Below are 8,349 nucleotides of genomic sequence, written 5' to 3' on the forward strand. Positions count from 1 at the left end.
TGAAGGAGTTGAGCGCAAGTGCGAGATAGCCCATGAGGAAGACGGCGAGGATGGGACGGAGACGTGCGGAATCGGATCTTGCCAGTGAAGCAAGCAGCCAGAGGATTGCGGCATCCATGGTGAGGGCGATGGTGATGCCGAGGCCCAGACCGCGATAGAAATCCGCATAACTGCGCATGACGCCGAAAACCTCGAAGCGGTATCTCATCGATGCGGCCACCATTGCCGCCTGGCTGGAAGGCGGTTTGCCGAAGAGGCCGCCGATGGTGTGCAGGATGGAGTGAATCAACGTAAGGATGGATGCGATACGCAGGTAAAGGACGGGCTTCATACTGTCTCCATTCTTGAATGAAATCTGCTGGCTGGATTCGCCAGGCCGCGAACCCAGCCGCAAGATGCAGGGCTAAAGGGCTTCGATCCGCTTGGCAAAGCTCGAGAGAATTCCAGACCACGCGCCGGGGCCATCAAAGAGAGCGCGAAGCTGTTCGGCGCCTTCACCATGACGCTCGATCTTGCGATGTTCGAGTTCAACGAGCGTTTTGTCGGGGCCTTCCGCGAGAAAGCGGATCTCGACCTCGCTCGCTTTGTTCAAGTCCGGATCGAATGCCCACTCCGGTGAATCATGGCCGGGGCCGACATGCCATGAGAGGCACACGGCATTGGGCGGATCCCACTTGATGACCTTGCCCCAGTCGCATTGCGCGCCTTCGGTGTTGCGCTCGTACCAGCGACCGCCGACGCGTGGCTCGATGAAGATTGCTTCGAAGGGCGTTTTGCCAATGTGATGCGTTGCCGGCCACCAGGTCTCCATCTGTTCGACGAAGACTGAGAAGGCGCGCTCAATGGGAGCTTTGACACGAATGCTCTTAAACACTCTTAGATCGAGTTCTTCTGCCTGATTTGCCATGACGACCTCCTCCAGTGGGTTCTTCCACGGTTTTCTGAAAGGCGCTGAGCGCCCGTGTCCACATCTGATCGAAGTGCGTACGCAGCCGGGCTACGCCTTCAGGGTCGAGCTGATAGAGCCTGCGTGTTCCTGTTTTGGTGTCGGTCACGAGGCCCACATCTTTGAGCACCTTGAGGTGCTGGGATACTGCGGGACGCGTTACGGGGAGCATGCGCGCGAGCTCGTTGACGGCGATGGGTCCCGCGGAGAGCTTTAGAAAAATCGCCATCCGGGTTGCATCGGCCAGGGCATCGAGTCCGGCTTGAAGGTAAGCGTCCACTAACGGTAAGTTAGCACGAACCGTTTTGATGTCAAGAGCGAAGATTTGATTTCGCGAAAAATGCTTTTGCAGCGAAAGCGGCATCGAACAAATTAAAGAGCTTATAAGGGCGACAGAAATCCTGTTCGATCCGTCCGTCACAGCGTTCTGCGGTCGGCATTCGGCCGTGCTACCATCTCGGCTAATGGCTGCACGCGCAGCCCCCATCCCCGGAGGACACGATGAGCCCGTTGAATCGACGCGATTTTCTGAAAACCACGATCGTTGCCGGCGCTGCTGCCAGCGTGGGCACGCTGCAGCTGCATGCTGCCCGCCGCACGGCTACGGACATGGTGACGCTAGGCGATTCTGGCATGAAAGTAACGCGGCTGGCGTTCGGCACCGGCAGCAATAATGGGCATGTGCAGGCTGCGCTGGGGCAGAAAGAGTTTTCGCGGCTGATCGCTTACGCCTACGATCATGGCATTCGCTTCTTTGAGACAGCCGAGGCGTACATGACGCCGGGGATGCTGGGTGAGGCGCTGAAGCCGTATCCGCGGGACAGCTATCAGCTGATGAACAAGGTGACGACCGACCCCGGTGTCAATCCGCAAAGCCGGTTTGACGAGATGCGCCGCGTTTCGCAGACGGAGTACTTCGACATCATGCTGCTGCACTGGCAGCACACCGGCGACTGGATGGAAGAGACCAAGCATTGGCAGGAAGGGATGCTTGAAGCGCAGTCAAAGCAGATCATCAAGACACGGGGCGCCTCGGTGCATGGGCTGCCGGCACTGCGGCAGGTGCCGGGGAACAAGTTTCTCGAGGTCGCGATGATCCGCATGAACCACAACGGCACGCGCATGGACGGTCAGATTCCCGATGGCCCTGAACTGGGCAATGTGCCTGAGGTCGTCGCCCACGTAAAGCAGGTGAAGAGCGAGGGGATGGGCGTCATTAGCATGAAGCTATGCGGCGACGGCACATTCACGAAGCATGAAGACCGCGTGGCCGCGATGCGCTTCGCCTTTCAGAAGGCAAACATCGATTGCGCAACGGTAGGCTTCAAGAGCACGCAGGAGATCGACGAAGCCATCGACAACATGAACCTGGCGCTCGTGTAACGAACGAACCCGCGAACCCAATTTCGCAATATCATCGCATCTGTTTGACTGTACGGGAAAGGCACGTTGCTTCTCCCGCAATCCTTCTCGCGCCTGGAGCTGGGGCCGGATACGGCCTTCGAGTGCATTCTCTGCAACATCGGAAGCACGCCGGAGCATTCGGTTGGTATCGGATCGCGACGCAGGGCGGGGATCCTTTCCAACTTGGTCATTTGCGTCGATTCATGCTGTTCAGCATGAGTTGGTTTGCGACTTGACGTGATTCCCGATGCGGCTTAAGTTGAAGGTACACGGGAAAGGAGGTTGATCCAGCCTATGCAAAATGATTGTTCCAGTAGTTTCTTACGTGAGGTGACTGAGGCCTAGGGCATCGCGCCCCAAGCCCCATGTAAGCCCCAGCGGGAGAGTTGAACCGCCGGGCCACTGGCAATCGCTTCAAGCGCGATGGCCTTAGTCCAATCCCAACAGTTTACCGATAAGAAAACCCCGCCTTTTAAGCGGGGTTTTCTTATGCCCTCTGGATTTGGTGCGTCGCACTCAGATTCTTGGGCTGCACCGGTTGGATCAGTATCGGGTGCCCGCCGCGCCGAAACGATACGTCTCTCCAAAGGTGAAGCCTCGCGGATTCAGGGTGTTGTTCTGACCGGTTACGCTGCTGTGAAAGTTTGGGAAGAAATCATAGGAATACTCCACTCGCGTCCACAGGTGCTTGTACGTGTGGTATTCGACACCGGCCCCGACCGTCCAGATATTGCGTGTATCGTGCAAATGGCCGGAAGCATTCGGGGGATGCGACAGGCTTGCATAACCGGCTTCGCCTTTGAAGAAGGGTTGAAACCTGCCCCAGTAATCCGAGGTGTAGATAAGACCGCCTCCTCCCGTGAAGTATTTGTAATTCGACGTGTTCCCACCCACGATCATCGAGTGACCTTCCGCAATGAGACTGAGGTCGTGCCAGATGGTTACGGTGGCCCAGGCTGAGGGTCCCCACCTGTTGATGTCACCGCTTCCCCAATCGCCCGACCAATAGTTCATTCCTACGCCAAGTGAGGTGGATAGCGGAGGATGAGTGTAGACCGCTGGTGCTACCTGGGCAGCGCACGAAACCGAAACAAGACTGACGGCTATGGCGACAAGGAGCTTTGCGCCCATTTCATATCTCCTGATTGAGGTTGGTTTTAGTAACGACGGCTTGCCCCGGTTGAATGGCACAGAATCGGTTTACGCAGGCAAGCAGAAACCAAGGTGCATAACATCATAAAAGGCCCGGGAAAAACCGGGGCAGCGCCTTAATCCACTTAGACGCATTAAACAAGCAATACCAAGGTTGCACAACATCAATGAGGGACCCGGGAAAAACAGGGACACCGCCTTATCCCCTTAGACGCATTAGATGCAGCCTCGGGGAATATCGAGGTGTACTTGCTGAAGAAAGCGGGATTTTTTCGGGCCGGGATAAAACCGGCACAGGCTTTGCTGCAGATTGACGCCACCGAACCCGGTCGATGGGCAATTTATTGCCCACTCTGGATATCTGTGGAATCAATAAGCTGAAGACTTGACCAGCCGATTGCCAGGTCAATCCCAGCAGATCGGTGTGAATTCGCCCACCCCGCGAACCGCTGATAGACAATCGTCGGATGCAGGAGGGAACAACACGATCTATCTCGACGCGAATCATCCGTCGCAGATTATCATGCCGGTGATTCCGGCAAAATAATCCGCGAGGATTGCGCTCAGTTTGTGAGGCGATCGGCGACCTGCGAGTTTGCCATCACGCGGATGGGGTCATGCCGCCATCCTGATGCTCGCCGAGGTGGCAGTGGTAGAGGAAGTCGCCGATCTCTTGAGAACGGAATCGAGACCAGCACCGGCGTCAGTTCGCCCCTTGGCAAGGGAAATCTGCCGCTTATGCAACAGTGCTGGAATCACGCCCCCGTTCGCATCTCAGCGGTTGTGGTGCTGTACTGTGGAGCAAATTGGTGTCTGAAACGTGAAATGGCAACCAACATCGACCCGGTTTACCGCATCTGACGTGATGTCTGCGCAGCCAAACTGCCAATCTGACGAAGAAGGAAGTCTCATGCCCGAAACGAAGATCCAGAATCAAAATTCGGATCAGAAGAGCGACAAGGCCGTTCACGAGCTGATTAACGCGCTGAATGAAGACCTTGCACGCGAATACCAGGCGATCATCGCATACACCGTTTACAGCAATGTGCTGAAGGGTGCGCAATGGATGAACATTGCGGGCGAGTTGAAGAAACATGCTGCCGAAGAATTGCAGCATGCGCTGGTCATTGCCGATCAGATCGATTACCTGGGTGGGATGCCCACAGCGACTCCGAGGGAAGTGAAGCTCTCAGAAAAGCCGGAAGAGATGCTGCGGTTCGATCTGGATAATGAAACGGTGACGATCAAGAACTACCGTGAACGCGTGCGGCAGGCCGAGGCGCTGGGACACTATGCGCTGGCCGAGCAGTTGCGTACGATCATCTCGCAGGAGCAGGAGCACCAACACGATCTGGCTACGGCGCTCGGGATCGATGTTCCAAAGGTTCTGGGGCACGGCGCATAACTGGCGGTTCGAGCAAGATTCAGACATCTTTTGAATCGTTGAAAATATCTCAGGCTCGTTTTCGCGCTGCCTCTTCGTAAACGGAGATGTACTCGCGGGCCGGCTGGTTCCAGCTGTAGTCTTGCGCCATGCCATTTTGCATGAGCTGCGACCACTGCTTTTTGTCGTAGAACGCGACCAGAGCTCGGTCGATGGCATTGAGAAGCTCTTGGGCGTCGTAGGGGCCGAACTTGAATCCGGTGCCGGTGTTGAGGCCGGGATTCCATTCCTCCACGGTGTCGTCGAGTCCGCCGGTCGCGCGAACGACGGGCACAGTCCCGTATTTGAGGGAGTAGATCTGGTTGAGGCCACAGGGCTCGAAACGGCTGGGCATGAGGAAAATATCTGAACCGGCTTCGACTTTGTGGGCAAGGGCGTCGTCGTAACGGATTTGCACCGCGAAGCGGCCGGCGTTGGCGTAGGCAAAGTCACGGAAGAATTTTTCGTAGTAAGGCTCACCGGTTCCGAGAGCGACGAGGGCTACATCGCGCTCTGCCAGGCGGCCGGCAATCTGTTCGAGCAGGTCGAAGCCTTTTTGCGAAGCGAAGCGGGAGCACACGCCAATGACCGGCGTCTGATCAGGAACTTCGAGGCCGAAGGCGTGAAGCAGATCCTTGCGGCAGTCGCGTTTGCCCGAGAGATCTGTGGGTGTGTAGTGCGCCGCGAGATTGCCGTCGGTCGCAGGATCCCACTCGGTGTAGTCCACGCCGTTCAAGATGCCGTGCAGGTCTTCGTGGCGCTGGCGGAATGCGCCGTCGAGGCCGCTTCCGAATTCCGGTGTCTGGATTTCCTCTGCATATTTACGGCTCACCGTGGTGAGTACGTCAGCATAGACAACGCCGCCCTTGAGAAAGTTGAAGGTGTTGAAGTGCTCGAGCTTGTCGTAGGTGAAGATCTCCCACGGCAGCAGCAGTTGTTCCGTGGTCGAGGGCGGAAACCAACCCTGGTATGCGGCGTTATGAATTGTCAGGACCGTTGCGCAATGCTTGAGCACAGGGTCAGCACTGTAGATCGTTCGGAGCAGTACAGGAATCAACGCTGCCTGCCAGTCGTGCGCGTGGAAGACGTCGGGGACGCCGATAATCTTGGATGCTTCCAGGACCGCCCGGCAGAAGAGCCCGAAGCGCTCGGCATTGTCGCCGTAGCTGTCGCCGTTGTTGCCATAAAGCCCTTGGCGATCAAACATTTCCGGACAATCTACAAAGTAAAACTTCACTCCATCGCGTTCACCGCCATCCACAATCCCCGCAAAACGGTTGCCGTGCGGAAACGGGATAGTGATCGAGTGAATTGCATATTTTAGCTCGCTGGGTAGCTGGGGTCGAACTGTCGCATAAAGAGGTAGATAGACAGAAACTTCGTGACCCAGCTTGAGAATTTCTTGTGGCAATGCACCGACCACGTCGGCGAGTCCGCCTGTTTTTGCAAAGGGGAGGGACTCGGACGCTGCAAAGACAATTTGCATTGTTCTTCTCCTTGACTTCCTCGGCCGGTATAACCGAAGTCCAATCGGCTCCCTAAGTCAACCGTGGCCAACCGCCAAGTCTACATGCTCATGCTTTGACGCTCGTTTTTGCGTCGAGGATTCCGCATCTCCTTCTGTGCAAGTATCATCTTTCACACATGCCCACCTCGAAAGCCTGCTCTGATGTCGCTGCCGCGGCTGAAATTCTCCAATCCGATAGCGGCGAGGCGCTTCTCGACAGCCCGATTTTGAATGCGCTGCTCACGGAGCATCGAAAACTCGCGCTCTGCGATGGAGTGGCTCGTCGTTATCCGGCGGCGATCGGACCGCTGGCCGGAACACCGGATCAGTCGCTGGCAAGCTATGAGGCGTTGCGGCGGCTCGCGGGCCCTGGAGGTCTGGTTGGACTCTTCCTTCCCGACCAGCCAGCGCTGCCGAAAGCCTGGAGCATCTTTCGTGGCGGAATACTTACGCAGATGGTTTATCGGAAGCCGAATCTGGATGGTGCGGGCACGCTCCCTGAGGGCGTTACATTGCGACGGCTCGGCAACGCCGACGTCCCGGCGATGTTGGAACTGGCAAGTCTCACCGAACCGGGCCCGTTTCGCGAGCGAACGATGGAACTGGGAAATTTCTACGGAGTCTTCGCAGCCGAACGGTTGCTGGCGATGGCGGGGCAGCGCATGCGAGTGCCGGGTTTTGTCGAGGTGAGCGCTGTGTGCACGCATCCTGAAGCGCGAGGGCGAGGTTATGCCGGCGTCACAATGCGCGAGGTCATGCGCGACATCGCCGCCGAGGGCAGCACTCCGTTTCTGCACGCATTTGACGATAATCCCGCGGTTCGGCTCTATGAGAGGCTCGGTTTCAGGCAGCGCCGTACCTTCCATCTGGCAGTCATCAAGAACGAAGAGGTAATTGAGTCAGGGTGCGACACGAGTCCTGTCAGCTAACATCGATGCGTGCCTCCCAAATCCAGGCTTGGTCAGAACTTTCTTCGCGATCAGCAAGCGATTCGTCGCATCGTTGCCGCGCTGGGCGATTGCAGTGATCGAACTGTGGTGGAAATCGGGCCGGGAATGGGCGCGATTACGCGAGAACTGGCGGCAAAAGCCGGAAAGGTGTTAGCGCTTGAGGTTGATCGCGAACTGGCTGCTCGACTTTCGGCGGAGTTTTCAGCCGGCGCAGCGGGGCTGGGCGATGACGCTCAAGGGACCAAGGTCCAGATAGAAATAGCGGATGTGCTTTCGTTCGATTTTGCGGCGGCATCGGTTGCGGCCGGACAACGGCTCTTGGTCGCCGGCAATCTGCCGTATTACATTACTTCTCCCATTCTGCAGAAACTGGCTGAGAATTCAGACGCGCTAGATCGCGCGGTGCTGATGGTGCAGCGCGAGGTGGCCGATCGTGTAATGGCAGAGCCGGGTTCGCGCGACTTTGGATTTCTTTCGGTCGCAGTGCAGATGCACGGGCCGGTGGAGCGGCTGTTCACGTTGCCACCCAGCGCGTTCTCGCCGCCGCCGGAGGTGCATTCGACGGTGTTTCGCTGGCGATTTGCTCCGCGCTTTCGGGAACTGAGAGTAGAACGTGCGCCATTCCTGAAATTTCTGCGACAGGTGTTCGCGTTGAAGCGAAAGACGCTGGCGAATAATCTGCGTGCGGCGGGGATTGAGGCAGTGGTTATTGCGGATGCGTTCTCGGATGCCGGAATCGATTCAAAGGCCCGCGCCGAAGCTATTTCTGTTGAAACGCTTGCTGCGTTGTGGAGGGTCCTGAATTCGGCAGGAACCACTTCGACGATTGAAGTGGCCCCTGAGGTTGATTGAGATGAACCGAAGCTAGTGATGACCTCCGGCCGCAGGTGCTCCACCACCGCCACCAGCGTGGCCACCTCCGCCGCCACCACCGCTGCTGACGTGACCGCCCCCACCACCCCCGCCG

At 57.3% G+C, this 8,349-nt stretch carries 9 protein-coding genes and 1 pseudogene; 4 read left to right on the plus strand and 6 right to left on the minus strand.

Features of this window, described 5'->3' with window-relative positions; genetic code table 11:
* The 3 genes from WA354_RS20920 to WA354_RS20930 all read right to left on the minus strand — a co-directional run.
* On the minus strand, nt 1-331 hold a 331-nt coding region (locus WA354_RS20920; RefSeq protein WP_472814961.1), incomplete at its 3' end, for an LIC_13387 family protein.
* A gap of 72 nt (nt 332-403) precedes the next feature.
* The gene (locus WA354_RS20925; protein ID WP_472814962.1) at nt 404-907 is read right to left on the minus strand and encodes an SRPBCC family protein; all 504 of its coding nucleotides are present in this window, start codon (nt 905-907) and stop codon (nt 404-406) included.
* Nucleotides 867-1,433 (minus strand): ArsR/SmtB family transcription factor, encoded by a 567-nt coding sequence (locus WA354_RS20930; protein WP_472814963.1) that lies wholly within the window; start codon nt 1,431-1,433, stop codon nt 867-869. The genes WA354_RS20925 and WA354_RS20930 overlap by 41 nt, the downstream gene beginning before the upstream one ends.
* 14 nt (nt 1,434-1,447) lie before the next feature.
* Here WA354_RS20930 and WA354_RS20935 point away from each other — a divergent pair, with 14 nt between their 5' ends.
* Nucleotides 1,448-2,329, plus strand: a complete 882-nt coding sequence (locus WA354_RS20935) for an aldo/keto reductase (RefSeq protein ID WP_472814964.1) — start codon at nt 1,448-1,450, stop codon at nt 2,327-2,329.
* Nucleotides 2,330-2,893: 564 nt separating this feature from the next.
* Here the strand turns inward: WA354_RS20935 and WA354_RS20940 are convergent.
* Both WA354_RS20940 and WA354_RS20945 read right to left on the minus strand, forming a co-directional pair.
* Nucleotides 2,894-3,481: an outer membrane protein gene (locus tag WA354_RS20940; protein WP_472814965.1), complete on the minus strand. Its 588-nt coding sequence runs from the start codon at nt 3,479-3,481 to the stop codon at nt 2,894-2,896.
* Between the two features lie 622 nt (nt 3,482-4,103).
* Nucleotides 4,104-4,181, minus strand: a pseudogene (locus tag WA354_RS20945) (hypothetical protein); the annotation flags it as partial.
* Nucleotides 4,182-4,412: 231 nt separating this feature from the next.
* Here WA354_RS20945 and WA354_RS20950 point away from each other — a divergent pair.
* Complete coding sequence (locus tag WA354_RS20950; protein ID WP_472814966.1) at nt 4,413-4,907, plus strand: ferritin-like domain-containing protein; 495 nt, start codon at nt 4,413-4,415, stop codon at nt 4,905-4,907.
* Between the two features lie 49 nt (nt 4,908-4,956).
* On the opposite strand, the gene glgA is transcribed toward WA354_RS20950, so the two are convergent.
* Nucleotides 4,957-6,411, minus strand: coding sequence for a glycogen synthase GlgA (gene glgA / locus WA354_RS20955; protein WP_472814967.1), 1,455 nt, complete (start codon nt 6,409-6,411; stop codon nt 4,957-4,959).
* A gap of 158 nt (nt 6,412-6,569) precedes the next feature.
* Between glgA and WA354_RS20960 the strand changes: the two genes are divergently transcribed.
* Complete coding sequence (locus tag WA354_RS20960) at nt 6,570-7,361, plus strand: GNAT family N-acetyltransferase (RefSeq protein WP_472814968.1); 792 nt, start codon at nt 6,570-6,572, stop codon at nt 7,359-7,361.
* Between the two features lie 9 nt (nt 7,362-7,370).
* On the plus strand, nt 7,371-8,234 hold the full coding sequence (rsmA, locus tag WA354_RS20965; RefSeq protein WP_472814969.1) for a 16S rRNA (adenine(1518)-N(6)/adenine(1519)-N(6))-dimethyltransferase RsmA: 864 nt from the start codon (nt 7,371-7,373) through the stop codon (nt 8,232-8,234).
* The last annotated feature ends 115 nt before the right edge of the window (nt 8,235-8,349 follow it).

The sequence above is a fragment of the Occallatibacter sp. genome (assembly GCF_049802275.1).
Lineage (GTDB): Bacteria > Acidobacteriota > Terriglobia > Terriglobales > Acidobacteriaceae > Telmatobacter.

Coding starts and splice junctions, on each gene's coding strand:
- glgA (WP_472814967.1), bottom strand. CDS start 6,411: ATGCAAATTGTCTTTGCAGCGTCCGAGTCCCTCCCCTTTGCAAAAACA.
- WA354_RS20960 (WP_472814968.1), top strand. CDS start 6,570: ATGCCCACCTCGAAAGCCTGCTCTGATGTCGCTGCCGCGGCTGAAATT.
- WA354_RS20930 (WP_472814963.1), bottom strand. CDS start 1,433: ATGGGGGCTGCGCGTGCAGCCATTAGCCGAGATGGTAGCACGGCCGAA.
- WA354_RS20950 (WP_472814966.1), top strand. CDS start 4,413: ATGCCCGAAACGAAGATCCAGAATCAAAATTCGGATCAGAAGAGCGAC.
- WA354_RS20925 (WP_472814962.1), bottom strand. CDS start 907: ATGGCAAATCAGGCAGAAGAACTCGATCTAAGAGTGTTTAAGAGCATT.
- WA354_RS20935 (WP_472814964.1), top strand. CDS start 1,448: ATGAGCCCGTTGAATCGACGCGATTTTCTGAAAACCACGATCGTTGCC.
- WA354_RS20940 (WP_472814965.1), bottom strand. CDS start 3,481: ATGGGCGCAAAGCTCCTTGTCGCCATAGCCGTCAGTCTTGTTTCGGTT.